A 19227-nucleotide genomic window follows, 5' to 3' on the forward strand; every position below is an offset into this window, starting at 1 on the left:
GCCCGGCCAACCCGACGGTGAGCCATCAACCGAAGCGGTTAGGGAAAGGGTTCACAGCTCACCGCTCCCGCCGCCAGGGGCGCCCGCGCGCGGGCGCCACAGCCACCACCGAGGGCAACCCTCAGCCCACAGCCCGCTCGCCGGTCCAGTACGTCGCCCGCAGCGCCTTCTTGTCCGGCTTGCCGAGGGCGGTCAGCGGCAGCGCGTCGGCGACGATCACCTGCTTGGGAGCCTGGACGGCGCCCTTGCGCTCCTTGACCATCTGCTGGATCTCGGCGGTCATCGCAGCCACGGACTCCTCGTCGGTGCCCGCCCCCTCACGCAGCACGACGATCGCGGTGACGGCCTCGCCCCACTTCTCGTCGGGGGTGCCGATGACGCCGACCTGGGCGACGCTCGGGTGCTCGGCGACGACGTCCTCGACCTCGCGGGGGAAGACGTTGAAGCCGCCGGTCACGATCATGTCCTTGGTCCGGTCGACGATGAACCAGAAGCCGTCCTCGTCCTCGCGCGCCACGTCGCCGGTGTGCATCCAGCCGTCGCGGAACGTCGCCGCGGTCTCGTCCGGCAGGTTCCAGTAGCCGGCGGCCAGCAGCGGACCGGCTACGCAGATCTCCCCCGGCTCCCCCACGGGCACCGGCTCGCCGTCCTCGCCCAGCAGCGCCGTGCGCAGGAAGGCGGAGGGGCGCCCGCACGACGCCAGCCGGGCCTTGTCGTGGTCGCCCTTGGCCAGGTAGGAGATCACCATCGGCGCCTCGGACTGGCCGTAGTACTGCGCGAAGATCGGGCCGAACCGCTCGATCGCCTCCTGCAGGCGCACCGGGTTGATCGCCGAGGCGCCGTAGTAGACGGTCTCCAGCGACGACAGGTCCCGGGTCCGGGAGTCGGGGTGGTCCATGAGGGCGTAGAGCATCGACGGCACCAGCATCGTGGCGGTGATCCGCTGCTCCTCGATGGTGCGCAGCACCTCGGCCGGGTCGAACCTCGACAGCACGTAGAGGCAGCCGCCCTTGAGCACGGTCGGCACGAAGAAGGCGGCGCCCGCGTGCGACAGCGGCGTGCACATCAGGAACTTCGGCGCCTCCGGCCACTCCCACTCCGACATCTGCACCTGGGTCATCGTGTTCATCGCGCGGGCGGTGCCGACGACGCCCTTGGGCTTGCCGGTGGTGCCGCCGGTGTAGGTGATCGAGACGATGTGGTCGGGGTCGAGGGTCCTGGCGGCGAGCGGGACCGGCGCGTACGACGCCGCCTCGGCGACCAGGTCTCGGCAGGCTCGACCACCGGAGGCCGACGCCAGCGTCTCCGGGACCGGCCCGATGGTCAGGACCCGCGTGAGGCCGGGGCACTTCTCGAGCAGCGCCACGGCCCGCTCGGCGAAGACCGGGTCGACGATCAGCGAGGTGATGCCGGCGTCGTTGATGACGTAGGCGTGGTCGTCGGCCGAGCCGAGCGGGTGCAACGACGTACGCCGGAACCCCTGCGTCTGCCCCGCGCCGAGGATGAAGAGCACCTCGGGCCGGTTCAGCGCCAGCAACGCCGCGTGCGTGCCCGTGCCGGAGCCGAGCGCCTCGAACGCCTGGACGTACTGGCTGATCCGCTCGGCGGTCTCGCCACCCGTCAGCGTCGTGTCGCCGAGGAACATCACCGGCCTGTCGCGGTGTCGCTTGAGCGCGGCGACCATGAGGTGGCCGTTGTGCGTGCCGGCGTGGAGGTCGTTCATGCCAGCACCTCCGCGATCCGGCGGATCTCGTCGGCGGAGTGTGAGCTGAGCAGCAATGTCGTCACGCCGGTCTCCTCCCAGGCGGCGACCCGCTCCCTCACCTCTCCCTCGGTGCCGATGATGTGCATGTCGTCGACGAGCTCGTCGGGGATGAGGGCGGCCGCGCGCTCCTTCTCACCGGACAGGTAGAGCTTCTGCACCTCGTCGGCGAGGTCCGCGTGGCCCATCCGCTCGAAGACCTGCTTGTGGAAGTTCTGGTCCTTGGCGCCCATGCCGCCCATGTAGAGCGCCACGACCGGCTTGAGGAAGTCCAGCACGCCCTGCTTCTCCGTTGCGTCCTTCACGATCTGGAGGTGGCAGGTCGCGGCGATCTCGAAGTCCGCACGCGTACGACGGGCACCGGGTCGCGCGAAGCCCTCGTCGAGCCACGGCTGGTACATCCCGGCCGACCTCGGCGTGTAGAAGATCGGGATCCAGCCGTCGGCGATCTCGGCGGTCTGCGCGACGTTCTTCGGTCCCTCCGCGCCGAGCCAGATCGGGATGTCGGCGCGCAGCGGGTGCACGATCGACTTGAGCGGCTTGCCGAGGCCGGTCGCGCCCTCGCCGGCGTACGGCAGCGGGTAGTGGGGCCCGTCGTTGGTGACCTTGTCCTCGCGGGCCAGCACCTGGCGGATGATGTCGACGACCTCGCGGGTGCGGGCGAGCGGCTTGGCGAACGGCTGGCCGTACCAGCCCTCGACGACCTGCGGACCGCTCACGCCCATGCCGAGCACGACCCGGCCGCCACTGAGGTGGTCGAGCGTCAGCGCGTGCATCGCGATCGAGGTGGGCGTGCGCCCCGACATCTGAACGATCGAGGTGCCGAGCCGCACGCGTGAGGTCTCGCGGCCCCACCACGCCAGCGGCGTGAACGCGTCGGAGCCCCACGCCTCGGCGGTGAAGATCGCGTCGAAGCCCGACTCCTCCGCGGCCCTCACCAGCTCGCCGACGCCCGCCGGCGGTTGCGCACCCCAGTAGCCCAGCTGCAGTCCCAATTTCATGTCTCACACCTTCTCACCGCGCTTGCCCTTTGGCTAGAACGTGTTCTACTTTCGGACCATGTCCCGCACCTTGTCAGCGCCGGTCACGGTCGCCTTCGACTACACCCGCTCCGTCGGGCCGGTCCTCGGCCGGTTCCTCACCGGCCTCCGCGACGGCCAGGTGGTCGGCGCCCGGACGTCGGACGGGCGCGTGGTGGTCCCGCCGCCGGAGTTCGACCCGGTGACCCACCGCGCCACCGACGACTTCGTCGAGGTCGCCGACACCGGCACCGTCACGTCCTGGACCTGGGTGCCCGAGCCGGTCGCCGCGCAGCCGTTCGACCGGCCGTTCGCGTTCGCGCTCGTGACCCTCGACGGCGCCGACGTGCCACTCCTGCACGCGCTCGACGTCTCCTCCCCCGCCGACGTGTCCACCGGGATGCGGGTCCGGGTGCGGTGGGCGGCCGAGCGGGTCGGGGCGATCACGGACATCGCCTGCTTCGAACCCGACGATGGTTTCGAGACGCTCGCTGGCGCTCGCTCCTCGACCACCGAGGCGGGCGAGATGGTCACCGGAGTGATCACGCCCGTCTCCCTCGACTACCAGTACGCCGCGTCGCCGGAGGAGTCGGCGTTCTACCGGGGCCTGGCGGAGGGCCGGATCCTCGGCCAGCGCTGCCCGGTCTGCCACCAGGTCTACGTGCCGCCGCGCTCGGCCTGCCCGGTCGACGGCGTGGCGACCACCGACGAGGTCGAGCTCGCGGACCGGGGCACGGTCACGACGTTCTGCATCGTCAACGTGCCGTTCCTGGGCCAGCGGATCACGCCGCCGTACGTCTCGGCGTACGTCCTCCTCGACGGCGCCGACATCGCCTTCCTGCACCTGATCCTCGACGTCCCGGCCGAGGAGGTCCGGATGGGGATGCGGGTCGAGGCGGTGTGGAAGCCGCGCGAGGAGTGGGGCACCACGATCGAGAACATCAGCCACTTCCGCCCGACCGGCGAGCCCGACGCGGACTACGACACGTACCGAAACCACCTGTAGGGGAACGATGAGAGACGTCGCCGTCGTCGGGTTCGCCCAGCGACAGATGGAGGAGTTCGACGGGTCGCCGACCTGCGTGGAGCTGCTCGTGCCGCTGTTCGCCGAGTGCTACGAGCAGACCGGCTTCACCCGCAAGGACATCGGCTTCTGGTGCTCGGGCTCCTCGGACTACCTCGCCGGCCGGTCCTTCAGCTTCGTGAGCGCCGTCGACGCGATCGGCGTGATCCCGCCGGTCAACGAGTCGCACGTCGAGATGGACGCCGCGTGGGCGCTCTACGAGGCCTGGGTCAAGATCCAGACCGGCGAGGTCGACACCGCACTCGTCTACGGCTTCGGCAAGTCCTCTGCGGGCGTCCTGCGGCGCACCCTCGCGCTCCAGCTCGACCCCTACACACTCACTCCCCTCTGGCCCGACACGGTCTCCCTCGCCGGCCTCCAGGCCCGCGCCGGCATCGACGCCGGTGCCTGGGACGAGCGCGCGATGGCCGAGGTCGTCAACCGGTCGCTGACCGACGCCGAGAAGAACGAGTACGCCGTCCGGCGCGGCGGCTCCTCGGTCGAGGAGCTGCTGGCGCGGCCGATGTACGCCGACCCGCTGCGCAAGCACGACTGCGCGCCGGTCACCGACGGCGCCTCGGCGCTGGTGCTGGCGGCGGGCGACCGCGCCCGCGACGCCGTCGACCGGCCCGCCTGGATCACCGGCATCGCCCACAACGTCGACCCGCTGCACCTCGGCGTGCGCGACCTGACCCGCTCCCCCTCGGCCGCGGCCGCCGCGGTCGCCGCCGGCACGGCCGGCGTCGAGGTGGCCGAGCTGCACGCGCCGTTCAGCCACCAGGAGCTCGTGCTGGCCCGCGAGCTGGGCCTCGAGAGCGACGTACGGGTCAATCCGTCGGGTGGCGCGCTGGCCGGGAACCCGATGTTCACCGGCGGCCTCAACCGGATCGGCGAGGCCGCGAGGCGGGTCTGGTCCGGCGACCACGGCCGGGTCCTGGGGCACGCCACCAGCGGCCCGGCCCTCCAGCAGAACCTCGTGTGCACCATGTCCGCCGAGCAGGGAGCGAACTGATGGGCAAGATGCCGGCGGCCGTGATCGGGATCGGCCAGACCCACCACCGGGCCAAGCGCGAGGACGTCTCGATGGCGGGCCTGTGCCGCGAGGCCATGGACCGGGCACTCGAGGACGCCGGGCTCACCCTCGACGACATCGACGCGATCGTGGTCGGCAAGGCGCCGGACCTCTTCGAGGGCGTGATGATGCCCGAGCTCTTCCTCGCCGAGTCGCTCGGAGCGGCCGGCAAGCCGCTGCTGCGCGTGCACACGGCCGGCTCGGTCGGCGGCTCGACCGCGATCGTGGCCGCCTCCCTCGTCCAGGCCGGCGTGCACCGCCGCGTGCTGACGGTGGCGTTCGAGAAGCAGTCGGAGTCCAACGCGATGTGGGCGCTCTCGGTGCCGGTGCCGTTCAACATGCCGGTGCACGCTGGCGCGGGCGGCTACTTCGCCCCGCACGTGCGCTCCTACATCCGCCGCTCCAACGCACCCACCCACGTCGGCGCGATCGTGGCGGCCAAGGACCGGCAGAACGCCCTCCTCAACCCCTACGCCCACCTCCAGAACGAGGGCACGACCGTCGAGTCGGTGCTGGCCTCGCAGATGCTGTGGGACCCGATCCGCTACGACGAGACCTGCCCCTCCAGCGACGGCGCCTGCGCGATGGTGATCGCCGACGAGGACGCCGCCCGCGACGCCCTTGACCCGGCCTGGATCCACGGCACCGTCATGCGCTCCGAGGCCACCACCGCCGCGCAGCGCGACCAGGTCAACCCGCAGGCCGGCCGCGAGGCGGCGGCCCACCTCTGGAAGCAGGCCGGCATCACCAACCCGCTCGAGGAGATCGACGCGGCCGAGATCTACGTGCCGTTCTCGTGGTTCGAGCCGATGTGGCTGGAGAACCTCGGCTTCACGCCCGAGGGCGAGGGCTGGAAGCTCACCGAGTCCGGCGGCACGGCCATGGACGGCGTGCTCCCCGTCAACTGCTCGGGCGGCGTGCTGTCCTCCAACCCGATCGGTGCCTCCGGCATGCTGCGCTTCGCCGAGGCCGCCCTCCAGGTGCGCGGCCACGCCGGCGAGCACCAGGTCGACGGCGTACGACGGGCGCTGGGCCACGCCTACGGCGGCGGCTCGCAATTCTTCGCCATGTGGGTCGTCGGGGCGGAACCGCCCGCCAACTAGGTCGTCCTCGTGGGGGCTCCGTACGCTCGCCCCATGATCGAGCTCCGCACCCCCACCCAGATCGAGCAGATGCGTCCCGCCGGGCGCTTCGTCGCGGACGTCATCACCGCGCTCTCCGAGGCCGCGGACGTGGGCGTGAACCTGCTCGAGCTCGACGCCCTGGCGCACCGGATGATCACCGAGCGCGGCGCCGAGTCGTGCTACCTCGACTACCACCCGAGCTTCGGCGCCTCGCCCTTCGGCAAGGTGCTGTGCACGTCGGTCAACGACGCGGTCCTGCACGGGCTCCCCCACGACTACGTGCTCCAGGACGGCGACCTGCTCAGCGTCGACTTCGCGGCCAGCGTGGACGGCTGGGTCTCGGACTCGGCGTACAGCATGGTCGTCGGCACCCCGCGCCAGGAGGACCTCGACCTGATCGAGGTCACCGACCGGGCGCTGGCCGCGGGCATCGCCGCGGCCGTCGACGGCAACCGGATCGGCGACATCTCGCACGCCATCGCCACGGTGGCCCGCGAGGCCGACCTCAAGATCAACGTCCAGTTCGGCGGACACGGCGTGGGCCGCACCATGCACGGCGACCCGCACATCCCCAACGACGGGCGACCGGGCCGTGGCTTCCAGCTGCGGCCGGGCCTGGTGATCGCGATCGAGCCGTGGTTCCTGCACACGACCGACGAGATCTACACCGACGCCGACGGCTGGACGCTGCGCAGCGCCGACGGGTCGCGCGGCGCGCACATGGAGCATACCGTGGCCGTGACGGCCGACGGCCCGCTCGTCCTCACCGCCCGCGACTGATCAGGCGGGGGTCAGGCGTACTTGACCTGCAGGTCCTTGATCCCGTTGATCCAGCCGGACCGCAACCGCGTGGGCTCGGACACCTTGGTCATGTCCGGCGCGAGGTCGGCGAGGGCGTCGAACATCAGCCGCACCTCCTGGCGGGCCAGGTTGGCGCCGATGCAGTAGTGCGCACCGTGGCCCCCGAAGGCGACGTGGGGGTTGGGGCTGCGGGTGATGTCGAAGCGGAAGGGGTCGGCGAACACGTCGTCGTCGTGGTTGGCCGACGCGTAGAACAGGCCGGCCCGCTGGCCCTTCCTGATCGTCACGCCGCCGATCTCGACGTCCGCGAGGGCGGTGCGCTGGAAGGACGTCACGGGCGTGGCCCAGCGGATCACCTCGTCGACCATCGTCTCGGGCCGCTCGCGCTTCCAGAGCTCCCACTGGTCGGGGTTGTCGAGGAACGCGTTCATCCCGTGGGTGATCGCGTTGCGGGTGGTCTCGTTGCCGGCGACGGTCAGCATGATCACGAAGTAGCCGAACTCGTCGTCGGTGAGGCCGCGGCCCTCGTGGTCGGCGTTGATGAGCTTGGTGACGATGTCGTCGCGCGGGTTGGCCTTGCGGTCCGCGGCCAGCTCCATGGCGTAGCCGAGGATCTCGGCGGCCGCGACGTCCGGGTCCCCCTCGACGTCCGGGTCGTCGTAGGACAGCATCTGGTTGGACCACTCGAAGAGCTTGCGGCGGTCCTCCTGCGGCACGCCGATGAAGTCCGCGATCGCCTGGAGCGGCAGCTCGGCGGCGACCTCCTCGACGAAGTTGCCCTCGCCCCGGGACACGGCGTCCTTGACGATCTTCTCGGCGCGCTCCTTCATCAGCTCCTCGAGCGCGTTGATCGCGCGGGGCGTGAAGCCGCGCGACACGATGTGCCGCATCAGGGTGTGCTCGGGGGCGTCCTGGTTGATGATCATCACCCGCTGGAGCTCCACCATGTCGCGGAGCATCCCCTCCTGGAAGCGGATGATCGCGCCGTTCTCCGCGTTGGACCACCGCTTGCTGTCCTTGGAGATCGCCGCGACGTCGGCGTGCCGGGAGACCGCCCAGTAGCCGTTGCCGGACTCCTCCGACATGCCGTCGAAGGAGCCCGCCGCCTGCTCGACCCAGAAGACCGGCGCCTTGAGGCGCAGCGCCAGGAACTCCTCGTGCGGGATGCTCCGCTCGTTGGTGCCGGGGTCGGTGAAGTCGAATCCGGCGGGGACTACGTCGCTAGCGGTCACGATGCCTGCTCCTCGGTTCTGTAACACGTTCTAGTGGCGATCGTTACATACTCCCGGAATGTAGGGAAGAGTTGTCCAGAACAAGAACGTGTTCTACTTTTGCACCATGGGCACCCCGGTCATCGTCGACGCCGTCCGCACCCCTCTCGGCAAGCGCCGCGGCTGGCTGGCGGGCGTCCACCCCGCCGCGCTGCTCGGCTTCGCGCAGGCGGAGGTGCTGCGCCGGGCCGGGCTCGACCCCGACGAGGTCGAGCAGGTCGTCGGCGGCTGCGTGACGCAAGCGGGCGAGCAGTCCAACGACATGGTGCGTCGTGCCTGGCTGTACGCCGGCCTGCCGCGGCACACCGGCGCCACCGCGATCGACGCCCAGTGCGGCTCGGGCCAGCAGTCGGCGCACCTCGTCCACGACATGGTCGCGGCCGGGACGATCGACGTGGGTGTCGCCTGTGGCGTCGAGTCGATGTCGCGCATCCCCCTGGGTGCCAACGTGCCCGCCGGGCTGGGCGACCCGCGGCCGGCCGACTGGGACATCGACCTGCCCAACCAGTTCGAGGCGGCCGACCGGATCGCCCGGCACCGCGGCCTGACCCGCGCCGACCTCGAGGCGTTCGGGCTCGCCTCCCAGCAGAAGGCGCGGACCGCCGTCGACGAGGGCCGCTTCAAGCGGGAGATCGCCCCGCTCGAGGCGCCCGTCCTCGACGACGAGGGCAACCCGACCGGCGAGACCCACCTCGTCGACACCGACCAAGGGCTCCGCGCGACCACGCTCGAGGGTCTCGCGTCCCTCAAGCCCGTGCTCCCCGACGGCCTGCACACGGCCGGCACGTCGAGCCAGATCTCCGACGGGGCGTCCGCGGTCCTGATCATGGACGAGGGCAGGGCCCGCGCCCTGGGCCTCACGCCACGCGCCCGGATCGTCACCCACTGCCTGGTCGGCTCCGACCCGTACTTCCACCTCGACGGGCCGATCGACGCCACCCGCCGCCTGCTCGCCCGCACGGGCATGGCGATCTCCGACCTCGACCTGTTCGAGGTCAACGAGGCGTTCGCCTCCGTCGTGCTGTCCTGGGCCGGGGTGCACGGCGTCGACCTCGACCGGGTCAACGTCAACGGCGGCGCCATCGCGCTCGGCCACCCCGTCGGGTCGACCGGCACGCGACTCATCACCACGGCGCTGCACGAGCTCGAGCGCCGCGACGCCTCCACCGCCCTGATCTCGATGTGCGCGGGCGGCGCGATGGCCACCGGCACCGTCATCGAGCGGATCTGATCAGACCGGCGCCTGCGCCGTACGATCGGGCATGGTCCGCCACCGCTTCCTCGTGCCGCTGCTCGCGTTGGCGTTCACCGGGGCCTGCAGCAACGGCGCCCACCCGGACACGGAGGTCGTGGACGCCGGGGGCACGAGCGTCCTCGTGCTCAAGGAGCTGGGCGAAGGCGGCAGCGCGGGTGTGGGCATCTTCGGAGACCTGCGCCTGGTCGGCGAGCGCTGCGTGGGCTTCGTGATGGGGCTGGAGACAGCGCTCCTCGTCTTCCCACCCCACACCTCGGTCTCCGGCTCGGGCGCCGACGTCGTCATCCACGTCCAGGGCACGGACCTGCGGCTTGGTGAACACTTCACCGGCGGCTCGCGCTCAGGCGCCCCCGAGCCGCTGTCGCACTTCGGTGATCTGGGCAAGCAGATCCCCTCGTCCTGCCGCGGATTGCCGGCGGTGGCCTACACGCCGGATCCTCACTAGGTCCGGCCGGCCTATGTCCGCCTGGTGAAGGCGACCTTCCCGCCGGCCTGTTTGGTCATCGTGAACTTCGGATCATGCGCCCGGGCGTGGTGGTGCGGGCACAGGAGCATGCCGTCGGTGTTGGTCTCCCCGCCCTCGCTCCAGGGGATCGGGTGGTGTCCGTGACAGAGCCCCGGCGGCCAATCACACCCCTCCGCGTTGCAGCCGCCCTGCTCGATCGCCATCGCAATCCGCTGGGACTCGCTGTGGAACCGGCGCTTGCGACCCAGGTCCAACACCTGAGACTTGCCGCCGAGCACGGCGGGGATGATCCCGGCCTCACAGGCCAGCCGCCGCGCCTGGCCGGCGGTGATCCGCTCACCGGTGTCCAGGGAGGCTGCTTTGAGGCCGCCCATCAGGGTGGAGATGTCCATCGTCACCACGACGGTTGCGTTGACGCCGCCGGCCTTGGGGAGCTTCTTGGTCGGGTAGCGCTCGATCAGCTCGACGAACGCCTGCCCCATCCGCTCCGCACTGGGTCGGCGCTCGCCGAGGCCGCCGTCGACGGCGGCGCGGTGCTTCGGCGCCGCGAAAGCCAGCAGCGCCTTCTTCAACATCGCGGCCTGCGCCGACGGCAGCGTGAACCGGCCGTGCACCTTGCCGTGCCCGTCGTCGGTCATGGTGAGTTTCGTGGACCGGGCCGCGTCACGCTCCTCGTCCTCGAGCTGCTTGGCCTCGTGGGCCTCGGCGGCCTCGGGGTCCAGGAACTCCAGGATCCGCCGACCCAGCCTCTTCAACGCCTGCGCGTCGTGCTCGGCGGCGAACTTGATCAGCATCGCCTCGGCCTCGTCGCGATGCTCGGCCGGGAGGACCTCGACCGCATCGACGATCACCCGGGCCTGCTCGACCAGGACGTCGCCCGCGGCCACCGCCGTACGCAGGGCCGGCCGGGCCGCGAGCACGACCGCGAGCCGCATCTTCCCGTGCGCGGAGGTCCGGGTCTGGTGGGTGGCATACGCCCAGAAGTTGGTCGTCGAGGTCGCTCCGACCGAGTCCCCGACGCCGACGGTCTTGGCGTGCTCGGCGACCCGCATCTCCAGCTCAGCGAGCTGGGCGGACAGCCGGGTCACCGCCGTGAGGGTCGCGGCGGACTCCTCCGGCGACATCGACCACAACGACACATCGGTCAGGCCCGCAAGCTGCGACTGCATGGCCTCGACAGCGCGCGACACCTGGTGTCGAGGCGGCTGCTGGACCATCGCTGTCATGGGTCAACTCAACACGTGACCACCGACAATTTCGGGCCTGAAAGCCACCTATCCACAGCGTTGGAAAGTAAAGCTTTGAACCTCGATCACAACGGTCGAGCAAGGTGACCGCAAGCAGGGAAGCAGGGTCCGGAGGCACCTCGTGCGAACCCTGCGGCGACCAAGGAAATTCTGTAAATACGCCCGGAAGGCGCGAGCCCCCGCAGCCGACATCGGCGCGTAGGGCCGCACAGATCTAGTCACGAGCGACCATTGTCGGCACCCCACCCCACTGCCACCCTGATCCTGTGGTCAGGCGCTGGATCGCGGTCGTGCTGGCTGCCGTGCTGGCCGGCGGGTTGCTCGCGGCCTGCAGCGCCTCCGTCCAGACCGGCAGCGAGCCACGACCCGGGCCCATCAACGTCACCGGCCCCGACGCGGACCTCGCCGACCCGGGGAAGGCACAGGGTCACGTCTGCCGACGGGTGGCGCCCCGGGACATCGCCGATCCGGACTACTGGTTCGACGACTCCCCCGTCGTACCGTGCTCGCAGCCGCACAACGTCGAGACCGTGGCCGTGCTGGACGCCGCGGCCCCATCGGTCAGCGAGGCCAAGCACGCGCGGTCCGTCTGCTGGGAGCTCGCGTTGCGCTACGTCGGCATCGACGAGACGCACTGGATCCCCTGGCAGCCGCTGGTGTTCCTGCCGAGCCGCGCGCAGGTGGTCGCGGGTGGCACCGCCACCGTGCGGTGTGACATCGCCTTCCCGCTCAGCGACCGCCCGCTGCGCGTTCGCCGTACGACGTGGACGGCGCGGGACGCTGCGCACCGCCACGCCGAGGCGCTGTGGGCCTGCACCGACAGCGACCCCCGCACCGGCACGCTCTCGTACCTCCCGTGCACGCGGCCGCACCGGTTCGAGGCGACGGGACGGCTGGCGCTGCTCTTCGAGCTCCCCCGCTACCCGTCACCTGCCCGGCTCGAGCGCGAGGAGAGCCAGTGCCTCCATGGCCTCCCCGCGCGCCAGCGCCGCCGCGGGATCGAGGCCATCGCCGCCTGGGACAGCCCGAAAGGCTTCACCGGCGGCATCCTCGCCGGGGTCTGCTTCGTGCACCGCACCGACGGGCGGCCCCTCCCGCCGCGTCAGGCCCCGTAGACGGGCTCGGGCTCGGGGCCCTCCGCGATCAGCCCGCGCACCGCTGGCCCCACGGAGCCGGCGTCCCAGCGGGCCCCGGCGTCGGCCGACGGCCCGTGCCGCCAGCCCGTCTCCAGCGTGATCCGGGTGCCGTCGATCTCGATGACCCGGCCGGTGACGTCGCCGGCCTCCTCCGAGGCGAGCCACGCAACGACAGGTGAGTTGTCCTCGGGGAGCGCCATGGCGGAGGTGTCGAAGGCACCCTCGGTCATCCGTGTCCGGGCGACCGGAGCGATCGCGTTGACGGTGACGCCGTACCGCCCGAGCTCCTGGGCCGCGACCAGCGTGAGCCCGGCGATCCCCGCCTTCGCGGCGGAGTACGTCGCCTGGCCGACCGAGCCCTGCAGCCCGGCACCCGACGAGGTGTTGATGACCCGGGCCGCACGCTGACGGCCCTCCTTGGCCTCGTTCCGCCACCAGGCCCCGGCGTGCCGGAGCGGCGCGAAGTGGCCCTTGAGGTGCACGCGGATGACGGCGTCCCACTCCTCCTCGGAGGTGTTGACGAGCATCCGGTCCCGGACGAAACCGGCGTTGTTGACGAGGATGTCGAGACCGCCGTACGCCTCGATCGCCTGCCGCACCATCGCCTCCGCCTGGTCGAAGTCGGCGACGTCCACAGCGTTGGCGACGGCCCGTCCGCCGGCAGCCTCGATCTCCGCGACGACCTCGTCCGCGGGCGACTCCCCCGTCCCCTCGCCCGCCAGCGAGACGCCGTAGTCGTTGACGACCACCGCCGCCCCGTGCCGGGCGAGTTCCAGCGCGTGGGCCCGTCCGATGCCGCGGCCGGCGCCGGTCACGATCGCGACGCGCCCCTCGAGAAGCCTGCTCACCGGGTCTCCTTCACTGCCGTCAGGAATGCCGGCGGCTCTCCTCCGCCGTGGCACGCGATCCGCGCGCCCGAGACGTACGACGCGAGGTCGCTGGCCAGGAACGCCGCGACGTGGCCGACCTCCTCGGGCCGGGCCATCCGGCCGAGCGGAATCGTGCGCTCGATGGCGGCGACGCCGTCGTCGCCGCCATAGTGGTCGTCGGTGTCGTCGGTGCGGCACAGCCCGACGTCGACGGCGTTCATCCGGACCCTCGGCGCCCACTCGATCGCGAGCGAGGTGGTCAACGCGTCGAGGCCGGCCTTCGCTGCGCCGTACGCCGCGGTGCCGGGCGAGGGCCGCGTGGCCGAGATCGAGGAGATGTTCACGATCGAGCCCCCGGACTCCTGGCGCTGCATGACCGCGTTGGCGGCCTGCGCGACCAGCAGCGGCCCGAGCAGGTTGAGCCCGACGACCTTCTCGTGGAAGCGCGCCGAGGCCACGGCCGCCAGCGCGTACGGCGCTCCCCCGGCGTTGTTCACCAGCACGTCGAGCCGTCCGTGGGCAGCCACCACGGCGTCGACCAGCCCGCGCACCGACTCGGCATCGCGGACGTCGCAGACGTGGTGGGTGGTCCCGGGGGGCGGCTCGACCGGGGTGCGCGAGCAGGTGATGACCGTGGCGCCGGCGGCCAGGAACACCTCGGTGATCCCGAGGCCGATCCCGCGCGTGCCGCCGGTGACGAGCACGACGCGACCGGCGAGGTCCAGGGTCAGGGACATGCTGACGACCCTACCAAGCAAGTGTTAGGTTGGCACGCATGGGCATCACCTCCGAGCTCCGTCCCGACGGCATCCGGGTCGTCACGATGGAGCACCCGCCGGTCAACGCGCTGACGGTCCAGGGCTGGTTCGACGTGGCCGCCGCCCTCGACGAGGCCGGTCGCGATCACGACACGCACGTGGTCGTCCTGAGGGCGGAGGGTCGCGGCTTCAATGCCGGGGTCGACATCAAGGAGATGCAGCAGACCAGCGGGTTCGACGCGCTGATCGGCGCCAACAAGGGCTGCTTCGCGGCGTTCCGCGCGGTCTACGAGTGCGCGGTCCCGGTGATCGCGGCCGTGCACGGCTTCTGCCTCGGCGGCGGGATCGGGCTCGTCGGCAACGCCGACTGCATCGTGGCCAGCGACGACGCCTACTTCGGCGTCCCGGAGGTCGACCGCGGCGCGCTCGGCGCGGCCACCCACCTCGCCCGGATGGTGCCGCCGCACCTGATGCGCACCCTCTACTTCACCGGCCGCACCATCACCGCCGCCGACCTCGTCCCGCACGGCTCGGTCCTCGAGGTGGTCCCCGGCGACCGGCTCGACGAGACCGCGCTCGCGATCGCCGCCGAGATCGCCGCCAAGGACACCCGCGTCATCCGGGCCGCCAAGGAGGCGCTCAACGGGATCGACCCCGTCGACGTCAACAAGAGCTACCGCTTCGAGCAGGGCTTCACCTTCGAGCTCAACCTCGCCGGCGTCGCCGACGAGCTGCGCGACGACTTCGTGAGGAAGCAGTGAACGGCACGCCCCGCGACAAGCGGATGTCCATCGACGAGGTGGTCGGCTCCCTGGCGAGCGGCATGACCATCGGCATCGGCGGCTGGGGCCCGCGCCGCAAGCCGATGGCGCTGGTCCGGGCGATCCTCCGCTCCGACCTCACGGACCTGACGATCGTCAGCTGGGGCGGCGCCGACGTCGGCCTGCTCGTCCGGGCCGGCAAGGTACGTCGCCTCGTCTACGCGTTCGTCTCCCTCGACTCGATCCCGCTCGAGCCCAACTTCCAGCGTGCCCGCCAGGCCGGCACCATCCCCGAGGTGGTCGAGCTCGATGAGGGGATGTTCCAGACCGGGCTGCGCGCGGCGGCCCAGCGGCTGCCCTTCCTGCCGATGCGGGCCGGCCTCGGCTCCGACGTACTCGTCAACAACCCGTGGATCGAGACCGTCACCTCGCCCTACGAGGACGGCGAGACCTTCGTGGCCGTCCCGGCGCTGCGGCTCGACGTCGCACTCGTCCACCTCAACCGAGCGGACTGCCACGGCAACGCGACCTACCTCGGCCCCGACCCCTACTTCGACGACCTCTTCGCGATGGCCGCCGACCGCACCTACCTCTCCGTCGAGCAGGTCGTCGACACCGCGGGGCTGACCGTCGACACCCCCGTGCAGCGCCTGCTGCTCAGCCGGATGCTGGTCGACGGCGTCGTGGAGACACCGAACGGCGCGCACTTCACGACGTGCACGCCGGACTACGAGCGGGATGAGAAGTTCCAGAAGGCGTACGCCGCAGCGGCATCCGGCAGCGACGAGGACTGGGCCGCGTTCGAGCAACGTTTCCTGGCCGGGGACGAGGACGCCTACCAGGCCGCGGTCCGGACCTTCGCCGAGGAGGCCCGATGAGCGAGTGCACGCGCGCGGACGTCTGCGCCGCCGCCATCGCCGACGCGTTCGCCGACGACGGCGAGATCTTCGCCAGTCCGATGGGGCTGCTGCCGATGCTCGGCGTGCGCCTGGCCAAGCTGACCGCCAACCCCGACCTCGTCATCTCCGACGGTGAGTCGCTCTTCCTCGCGGGGGTGCCGCCGCTGTTCGCCAAGGCCGACGTGGTCGAGGGGTGGATCCCCTTCCGCAGGGTCTTCGACGTGGTCGCCAACGGGCCGCGGCACGTGATGATGGGCGCCACCCAGGTCGACCGGCACGGCAACCAGAACATCTCCGCGATCGGCGACTTCGCCAAGCCCACGCGCCAGCTGCTCGGCTCCCGCGGTGCGCCGGGCAACACGGTCAACAACCGCACGTCCTATTGGGTGCCGCGCCACTCCCCCCGCGTCTTCGTCGAGCGGGTCGACGTGGTCTCCGGCGTCGGTCCCGCCCGGGCTCGCGAGGCCGGCCCGGCCGCGGCGCGCTTCAACGACATCCACCGGATCGTCAGCAACCTCGGGGTCTTCGACGTCCGAGGGCCCGACGACACGCTCCGGCTGCTGTCGGTGCACCCGGGCGTCACCGTCGACGAGGTGCTCGAGGCCTCCGGCTGCGCGATCCACGTCGACGCGGACACCGCGACCACGCGGGAGCCCACCCTCGAGGAGCTCGTGCTGATCCGCGAGGTGCTGGACCCGAAGGGCCTGCGCTTCAAGGAGGTTCCCCAGTGATCGAGCAGCTCCTGCGCACCCCGCTGACCGACCTGGTCGGCGTCCGGCACCCCGTCGTACAGACGGGCATGGGGTGGGTGTCGGGGCCCCGCCTCGTGACGGGGACGGCGAACGCCGGTGGCCTCGGCATCCTCGCCAGCGCCACCATGTCGCTCGAGGAGCTCGAGCGCGCGATCGTCGAGGTCAAGGGCCGCACCGACCAGCCGTTCGGCGTCAACCTGCGGGCCGATGCCGGCGACGCCGTCGACCGTTGCGACCTGCTGGTCCGGCACGGCGTGAAGGTGGCGTCGTTCGCGCTGGCGCCCAAGCCCGACCTGATCAAGCGGCTCAAGGACCACGGCATCGTCGTGATGCCGTCGGTCGGCGCGGCCCGGCACGCCGAGAAGGTCGCGGCGTGGGGCGCGGACGCCGTGATGGTGCAGGGCGGCGAGGGCGGCGGCCACACCGGCCCGGTGCCGACCACCCTGTTGCTGCCGACCGTCCTCGACGCCGTCGACATCCCCGTCGTCGCGGCCGGCGGCTTCTTCGACGGGCGCGGTCTCGCGGCCGCGCTGTCCTACGGCGCCGCCGGCGTCGGCATGGGCACCCGCTTCCTGCTCACGCAGGACAGCGCCGTCCCCCAGGCCGTCAAGGACCTCTACCTCTCCCACGACCTGACCGGCACCGTTGTCACCGCCAAGGTCGACGGGATGCCGCACCGGATGCTGCGCACGGACCTCGTCGCCGAGCTCGAGGAGACCGGCGCAGTACGCCGCGTCGCCCCGACCGTCCGCCGGACTCTCGAGTTCAAGCGCACCAGCGGGATGTCGTGGGCCCAGCTTGCCCGCGACGGCCGGGCCATGCGGAAGGCACAGGGCCGCACGCTCGCCCAGATGACCCTCGCCGCCAACACCCCCGTCATGCTCCGCGCCGGCCTGGTCGAGGGCGACACGTCAGCCGGGGTCCTCGCCAGCGGCCAGGTCGTCGGCGTGATCGACGACCTCCCCACCTGCGAGGAGCTCATCGACCGGGTCGTCACCCGCGCCGCCGCCGAGCTCCGCCGCGCGTCCTCCTGCGTCGTCTGAGCCGAGTCGGCGCAACTGCCGGTCAGGCCTCGGGGAAGACGACCACGAACGACGTCTGGCCCAGCCGCGTCGCGCACGCCCGGACGGCAGCGGCCTGGTCGGCGCCGATCATCCCGGCCAGCCCGGAGAAGGCCACGTCGTAGCTGCCCCCGGCCGAGTCGAGCGCGCCCCCGATGGGCACGAACATCCCGCCGGGCAGGGCGATCCCGGACGAGTCGTCCTGGGCCGCCAGGTGGGCGCCCCTGGGCCACACGGAGAGATGACCATCGACCGTCACGCAGTCGTCGGTGATCGTGACCGACCCCTGGATCCGGGCGTACGGGATCCCCGGCCAGTCCTCGGCCAGGGCGATCACCGGGTCCGGTGGCGCCGCCTCTCCCCTGCTGCCGAGCCACCACCCGCCCAGCACGGCGGCGCCGACCGTGATGAGCAGGACGACCCCGATCGTCACCATCATCCTCGGCCTCGTGATCATGGCGACATCCTCCTCGGCCAGGAGCCGTCGCACCGTCTTCCCGCCGACAATGCGGTCCGTCACGCCGGCGCCGCGATCGCCTCGACCTCCACCAGCTGGTCGGGGTAGCCCAGGACCGCGACGCCGAGCAGGGTGCTGGGGGCGTCGTGCTCACCGAAGTGGCGACGTACGACGTCCCAGGCCGCGACCAGGTCGGCCCGGTCGTGGGAGGCAACGTAGACGGTCGACTTCACGACGTCGGTGAGTCCGGCACCGGCCGCGGCGAGGGCGGCGCGGAGGTTGACCATCACCTGCTCGGCCTGCCCGGCCACGTCCCCGACCGCGACGACCGAGCCGTGCTGGTCGAGCGGGCAGGCGCCGGCGGTGAAGACGAGTCGGCGTACGTCCGAGGCGACCGCCGCGTAGGCGTAGGGCACCTCGTCGGCCAACGCCGGTGCCCGGACCAGCTCGACGGGGCTCACGCGAGCGACTTCTGGAACGCCAGCGCCCGGCCGACGATCCGGTAGCCGAGCATCTCGTTGACGTCGATCATGAAGTTGTTCGACTCGGCGTTCCAGGTGTCGATCTCCTCGATCTGGGGCTCCACCTCGCGCAGCCACTGCAGCATCCCGGTCTTGAGCAGCAGGCCGAGGCGGTGGCCGCGGTGGGCGCGGACGACCGAGGTGTCGTGCTGGTTGCCGAGGTGCGGCCGCTCCCGGTCGACGCCGATGACGGTCTGACCGGCCAGCTCGCCGGTCTCGCGATGCCGCGCGACGAGGCGGTGCAGGGTGATGCCGCGCCCGGCGTGCGCCTCCTCGTAGGCCCGCACCCGCTCGGCGTTGAACACCTCGTCCTCGATGTCGAGGTCGTCGATGGGGGCGTCGTTGATCGCGGAGACCATCTCGGCCATCACGGGCAGCTGGTCGTCGGGTGTGCGTGCCGGGCACCGCACCAGCTCGTACGACGCCGCCACGGCCGCCGCCTCCGCGTGCAGCCGGTCGACCAGCGCGGGGTCCACCTCCGCCAGCAGCTGGCGCCGGTTGACCTCGACGGCCTTCTGCTCGAAGCCGTGCCGGGCCGCGAACGACCGAGACAGCTCGTTGTCCCAACCGTCGCCGCCCACCGACGTCCGGCCGGCCGACCGGGTCCGGTCGACGAGCGCCTCGAGCAGCTCCGTCCCGTGTCCGCGCCGGCGGAACGCCGGATGGACGTCCACCGTCAGCCACGCGATGTGCAGGTTGTCGTAGTTGCCGACGTGCCACTCCCCCGCGGCCACGTCGTCACCGCCGTGCGTGGCGAGGAACGGAACGGCCGGCTCGCCGTCCCAGCCGTGGCGCAGCATCCCGGTCGCCGCGTGCACCGTCTGGAGGTGCTGCCAGGGCGCGTCGTGGCGGCGTACGGCGTTGCTCACGTCGACGAAGCGCGCCACCAGGCCACTGTCGTCCGAGCCGAACTCCACGATCTCCATGACGCGA

20 protein-coding genes are annotated in these 19227 nt (G+C 71.6%); 11 read left to right on the forward strand and 9 right to left on the reverse strand.

Going from position 1 to position 19227, the window contains the following annotated elements:
- Nucleotides 1-121: 121 nt before the first annotated feature.
- A complete protein-coding gene (fadD8, locus tag FB382_RS09485; protein ID WP_182538661.1) occupies nucleotides 122-1723 on the reverse strand; it encodes a fatty-acid--CoA ligase FadD8 in 1602 nt (533 codons plus the stop codon).
- On the reverse strand, nucleotides 1720-2763 hold the full coding sequence (locus tag FB382_RS09490; RefSeq protein ID WP_182538663.1) for an LLM class F420-dependent oxidoreductase: 1044 nt from the start codon (nucleotides 2761-2763) through the stop codon (nucleotides 1720-1722). Before FB382_RS09490 ends, fadD8 begins: the two co-directional genes overlap by 4 nt.
- Nucleotides 2764-2821: 58 nt before the next feature.
- Between FB382_RS09490 and FB382_RS09495 the strand changes: the two genes are divergently transcribed.
- From FB382_RS09495 to map, 4 genes are read left to right on the forward strand one after another with little or no spacing between them, the layout of a single operon-like run.
- Nucleotides 2822-3787 carry a Zn-ribbon domain-containing OB-fold protein gene (locus FB382_RS09495; protein WP_182538665.1) on the forward strand — a complete coding sequence of 322 codons (966 nt, stop codon included), beginning with the start codon at nucleotides 2822-2824 and terminating at the stop codon, nucleotides 3785-3787.
- A 7-nt stretch (nucleotides 3788-3794) separates the two neighbouring features.
- Entirely contained in the window at nucleotides 3795-4856 is a 1062-nt protein-coding gene (locus tag FB382_RS09500; RefSeq protein ID WP_182538666.1) for a thiolase domain-containing protein, read from the forward strand.
- Nucleotides 4856-6019 carry a thiolase domain-containing protein gene (locus FB382_RS09505; RefSeq protein WP_182538668.1) on the forward strand — a complete coding sequence of 388 codons (1164 nt, stop codon included), beginning with the start codon at nucleotides 4856-4858 and terminating at the stop codon, nucleotides 6017-6019. Before FB382_RS09500 ends, FB382_RS09505 begins: the two co-directional genes overlap by 1 nt.
- 33 nt (nucleotides 6020-6052) lie before the next feature.
- Entirely contained in the window at nucleotides 6053-6820 is a 768-nt protein-coding gene (gene map, locus FB382_RS09510; protein WP_182538670.1) for a type I methionyl aminopeptidase, read from the forward strand.
- An 11-nt stretch (nucleotides 6821-6831) separates the two neighbouring features.
- On the opposite strand, the gene FB382_RS22850 is transcribed toward map, so the two are convergent.
- Nucleotides 6832-8073 carry a cytochrome P450 gene (locus FB382_RS22850; protein WP_182538672.1) on the reverse strand — a complete coding sequence of 414 codons (1242 nt, stop codon included), beginning with the start codon at nucleotides 8071-8073 and terminating at the stop codon, nucleotides 6832-6834.
- A 106-nt stretch (nucleotides 8074-8179) separates the two neighbouring features.
- Between FB382_RS22850 and FB382_RS09520 the strand changes: the two genes are divergently transcribed.
- Nucleotides 8180-9343: a steroid 3-ketoacyl-CoA thiolase gene (locus tag FB382_RS09520; protein ID WP_182538673.1), complete on the forward strand. Its 1164-nt coding sequence runs from the start codon at nucleotides 8180-8182 to the stop codon at nucleotides 9341-9343.
- A gap of 31 nt (nucleotides 9344-9374) precedes the next feature.
- A complete protein-coding gene (locus tag FB382_RS09525; protein WP_182538674.1) occupies nucleotides 9375-9812 on the forward strand; it encodes a hypothetical protein in 438 nt (145 codons plus the stop codon).
- Nucleotides 9813-9823: 11 nt separating this feature from the next.
- Here FB382_RS09525 and FB382_RS09530 read toward each other — a convergent pair whose 3' ends face one another.
- On the reverse strand, nucleotides 9824-11059 hold the full coding sequence (locus FB382_RS09530; protein WP_182538675.1) for an HNH endonuclease signature motif containing protein: 1236 nt from the start codon (nucleotides 11057-11059) through the stop codon (nucleotides 9824-9826).
- Between the two features lie 287 nt (nucleotides 11060-11346).
- On the opposite strand from FB382_RS09530, the gene FB382_RS09535 reads away from it, so the two are divergent.
- A complete protein-coding gene (locus tag FB382_RS09535) occupies nucleotides 11347-12195 on the forward strand; it encodes a hypothetical protein (RefSeq protein ID WP_182538676.1) in 849 nt (282 codons plus the stop codon).
- Here FB382_RS09535 and FB382_RS09540 read toward each other — a convergent pair.
- Together FB382_RS09540 and FB382_RS09545 are read right to left on the reverse strand one after the other, a co-directional pair.
- Nucleotides 12183-13064 (reverse strand): SDR family oxidoreductase, encoded by an 882-nt coding sequence (locus FB382_RS09540; RefSeq protein ID WP_182538677.1) that lies wholly within the window; start codon nucleotides 13062-13064, stop codon nucleotides 12183-12185. The genes FB382_RS09535 and FB382_RS09540 overlap by 13 nt on opposite strands.
- The gene (locus tag FB382_RS09545; protein WP_182538678.1) at nucleotides 13061-13822 is read right to left on the reverse strand and encodes an SDR family oxidoreductase; all 762 of its coding nucleotides are present in this window, start codon (nucleotides 13820-13822) and stop codon (nucleotides 13061-13063) included. The genes FB382_RS09540 and FB382_RS09545 overlap by 4 nt, the downstream gene beginning before the upstream one ends.
- A 38-nt stretch (nucleotides 13823-13860) precedes the next feature.
- Between FB382_RS09545 and FB382_RS09550 the strand changes: the two genes are divergently transcribed.
- Genes FB382_RS09550 through FB382_RS09565 form a run of 4 tightly spaced genes read left to right on the forward strand, consistent with a single transcriptional unit; the run spans nucleotide 13861 to nucleotide 17298 of the window.
- A complete protein-coding gene (locus tag FB382_RS09550; RefSeq protein ID WP_182538679.1) occupies nucleotides 13861-14604 on the forward strand; it encodes an enoyl-CoA hydratase family protein in 744 nt (247 codons plus the stop codon).
- Nucleotides 14601-15482, forward strand: coding sequence for a CoA transferase subunit A (locus tag FB382_RS09555; RefSeq protein WP_343055542.1), 882 nt, complete (start codon nucleotides 14601-14603; stop codon nucleotides 15480-15482). The genes FB382_RS09550 and FB382_RS09555 overlap by 4 nt, the downstream gene beginning before the upstream one ends.
- Nucleotides 15479-16234 carry a CoA-transferase subunit beta gene (locus FB382_RS09560; protein ID WP_182538681.1) on the forward strand — a complete coding sequence of 252 codons (756 nt, stop codon included), beginning with the start codon at nucleotides 15479-15481 and terminating at the stop codon, nucleotides 16232-16234. The genes FB382_RS09555 and FB382_RS09560 overlap by 4 nt, the downstream gene beginning before the upstream one ends.
- Entirely contained in the window at nucleotides 16231-17298 is a 1068-nt protein-coding gene (locus tag FB382_RS09565) for a nitronate monooxygenase (protein WP_182538683.1), read from the forward strand. Before FB382_RS09560 ends, FB382_RS09565 begins: the two co-directional genes overlap by 4 nt.
- A 22-nt stretch (nucleotides 17299-17320) precedes the next feature.
- On the opposite strand, the gene FB382_RS09570 is transcribed toward FB382_RS09565, so the two are convergent.
- From FB382_RS09570 to FB382_RS09580, 3 genes are read right to left on the reverse strand one after another with little or no spacing between them, the layout of a single operon-like run.
- A complete protein-coding gene (locus tag FB382_RS09570) occupies nucleotides 17321-17773 on the reverse strand; it encodes a hypothetical protein (RefSeq protein ID WP_182538685.1) in 453 nt (150 codons plus the stop codon).
- A 59-nt stretch (nucleotides 17774-17832) separates the two neighbouring features.
- Complete coding sequence (locus FB382_RS09575) at nucleotides 17833-18234, reverse strand: Rid family hydrolase (protein WP_182538687.1); 402 nt, start codon at nucleotides 18232-18234, stop codon at nucleotides 17833-17835.
- Nucleotides 18231-19220 (reverse strand): GNAT family N-acetyltransferase, encoded by a 990-nt coding sequence (locus FB382_RS09580; protein WP_182538689.1) that lies wholly within the window; start codon nucleotides 19218-19220, stop codon nucleotides 18231-18233. The genes FB382_RS09575 and FB382_RS09580 overlap by 4 nt, the downstream gene beginning before the upstream one ends.
- Nucleotides 19221-19227: the final 7 nt, after the last annotated feature.

Origin of the sequence: Nocardioides ginsengisegetis, assembly GCF_014138045.1 — a bacterium.
In the GTDB taxonomy this organism is placed as follows: Bacteria; Actinomycetota; Actinomycetes; order Propionibacteriales; family Nocardioidaceae; genus Nocardioides; species Nocardioides ginsengisegetis.

What these genes read in the sequence shown, in the direction of transcription:
- fadD8 (WP_182538661.1), bottom strand. Translation starts at nt 1,723, where the DNA reads ATGAACGACCTCCACGCCGGCACGCACAACGGCCACCTCATGGTCGCC.
- FB382_RS09490 (WP_182538663.1), bottom strand. Translation starts at nt 2,763, where the DNA reads ATGAAATTGGGACTGCAGCTGGGCTACTGGGGTGCGCAACCGCCGGCG.
- FB382_RS09495 (WP_182538665.1), top strand. Translation starts at nt 2,822, where the DNA reads ATGTCCCGCACCTTGTCAGCGCCGGTCACGGTCGCCTTCGACTACACC.
- FB382_RS09500 (WP_182538666.1), top strand. Translation starts at nt 3,795, where the DNA reads ATGAGAGACGTCGCCGTCGTCGGGTTCGCCCAGCGACAGATGGAGGAG.
- FB382_RS09505 (WP_182538668.1), top strand. Translation starts at nt 4,856, where the DNA reads ATGGGCAAGATGCCGGCGGCCGTGATCGGGATCGGCCAGACCCACCAC.
- map (WP_182538670.1), top strand. Translation starts at nt 6,053, where the DNA reads ATGATCGAGCTCCGCACCCCCACCCAGATCGAGCAGATGCGTCCCGCC.
- FB382_RS09520 (WP_182538673.1), top strand. Translation starts at nt 8,180, where the DNA reads ATGGGCACCCCGGTCATCGTCGACGCCGTCCGCACCCCTCTCGGCAAG.
- FB382_RS09525 (WP_182538674.1), top strand. Translation starts at nt 9,375, where the DNA reads ATGGTCCGCCACCGCTTCCTCGTGCCGCTGCTCGCGTTGGCGTTCACC.
- FB382_RS09530 (WP_182538675.1), bottom strand. Translation starts at nt 11,059, where the DNA reads ATGACAGCGATGGTCCAGCAGCCGCCTCGACACCAGGTGTCGCGCGCT.
- FB382_RS09545 (WP_182538678.1), bottom strand. Translation starts at nt 13,822, where the DNA reads ATGTCCCTGACCCTGGACCTCGCCGGTCGCGTCGTGCTCGTCACCGGC.
- FB382_RS09550 (WP_182538679.1), top strand. Translation starts at nt 13,861, where the DNA reads ATGGGCATCACCTCCGAGCTCCGTCCCGACGGCATCCGGGTCGTCACG.
- FB382_RS09560 (WP_182538681.1), top strand. Translation starts at nt 15,479, where the DNA reads ATGAGCGAGTGCACGCGCGCGGACGTCTGCGCCGCCGCCATCGCCGAC.
- FB382_RS09570 (WP_182538685.1), bottom strand. Translation starts at nt 17,773, where the DNA reads ATGATCACGAGGCCGAGGATGATGGTGACGATCGGGGTCGTCCTGCTC.
- FB382_RS09580 (WP_182538689.1), bottom strand. Translation starts at nt 19,220, where the DNA reads ATGGAGATCGTGGAGTTCGGCTCGGACGACAGTGGCCTGGTGGCGCGC.